Genomic DNA, 1133 nt, shown 5'->3' with positions numbered 1-1133 from the left:
GCGATAACGGCATTGTGGGTAACGTACACTACGTACAAGCTAACGCAGAAGAACTGCCTTTCCCAGATGATTACTTCGATATGATCACCATCAGCTTCTGTCTTCGTAACGTAACCGACAAAGACAAAGCACTGCGTTCAATGTTCCGCGTCCTCAAGCCTGGTGGTCGTCTATTGGTTTTGGAATTCTCTAAACCAGTTCTCGAACCACTATCAAAAGTGTACGACGCGTACTCATTCCACCTATTGCCAAAAATGGGCGAATTGGTCGCGAATGACGCAGAAAGCTACCGCTACCTTGCTGAATCTATTCGCATGCACCCAGACCAAGAAACACTGGAAGGCATGATGCAAGACGCTGGCTTCGAAAACACCAAATACTACAACCTAACGGGTGGTATTGTGGCGTTGCACCGCGGTTACAAATTCTAAGGGTTAACGGCATGCCATTTGAACCTCTTATCACTGCTGTCATTGAAACTTCGCTGAACACACTGATTAAAGACGATCCTGCATTGGGTCGTCGTTTAGCGCGTCTCAAGGGCCAAGTTATCCAAGTTCACCTCAAAGAAATCGACAAGACGCTGACGTTTGTTTTCAGTCAGCAGATTGATGTGCTGGGTAACTACGAAGGTCAGCCTGACTGCTATCTCTCGTTGAACTTGAGCGTGCTGCCTGAGCTGCGTGACCAAGCCAACATCACTCGCTTGATTAAGCAAGACAAGCTTGAACTTGAAGGTGATATTCAACTGGCGCAGAAATTTTCTCAGTTGATGACCGATTGCAAACCGGACATTGAAGAGTGGTTATCTCGCGTAACAGGCGATGTAGTTGCACACACTTTGGTACAAGGCACCAAAAACGTGGGTGGTTTCTTCGTTTCTCAAGCGGAAAAACATCAGCGTCACCTTGCCCAAGTGGTCACAGAAGAGTGGAAATTGGCACCCGCACCATTGGAAGTCGCGTATTTTTGCGATCAAGTGGATGAGGTACGCAGCCAAGCTTCTCGCATTGAAGCGCGTCTCAATGCTCTATTGAGCAAAGTTGGTTCGGATAAGCCAGCGCTGGAGAAACCATGACGCCAGCAGAACTAAAGCGCTTATACCACATCATCAAAGTGCAGCTGGAATACGG

The 1133-nt window shown here is 47.7% G+C and carries 2 protein-coding genes; both read left to right on the top strand.

Features of this window, described 5'->3' with window-relative positions:
- A partial coding sequence (locus R8269_RS25520) for a ubiquinone/menaquinone biosynthesis methyltransferase (protein WP_318222950.1) occupies window positions 1–431 on the top strand: 431 nt, incomplete at its 5' end.
- Between the two features lie 11 nt (window positions 432–442).
- On the top strand, window positions 443–1078 hold the full coding sequence (locus R8269_RS25515; RefSeq protein WP_053047786.1) for an SCP2 domain-containing protein: 636 nt from the start codon (window positions 443–445) through the stop codon (window positions 1076–1078).
- Window positions 1079–1133 lie beyond the last annotated feature (55 nt).

This window comes from Vibrio sp. Vb0667 (assembly GCF_033391095.1).
This window is presented reverse-complemented; position numbering and strand designations above follow the sequence as displayed.

What these genes read in the sequence shown, in the direction of transcription:
- R8269_RS25515 (WP_053047786.1), top strand. Translation starts at nt 443, where the DNA reads ATGCCATTTGAACCTCTTATCACTGCTGTCATTGAAACTTCGCTGAAC.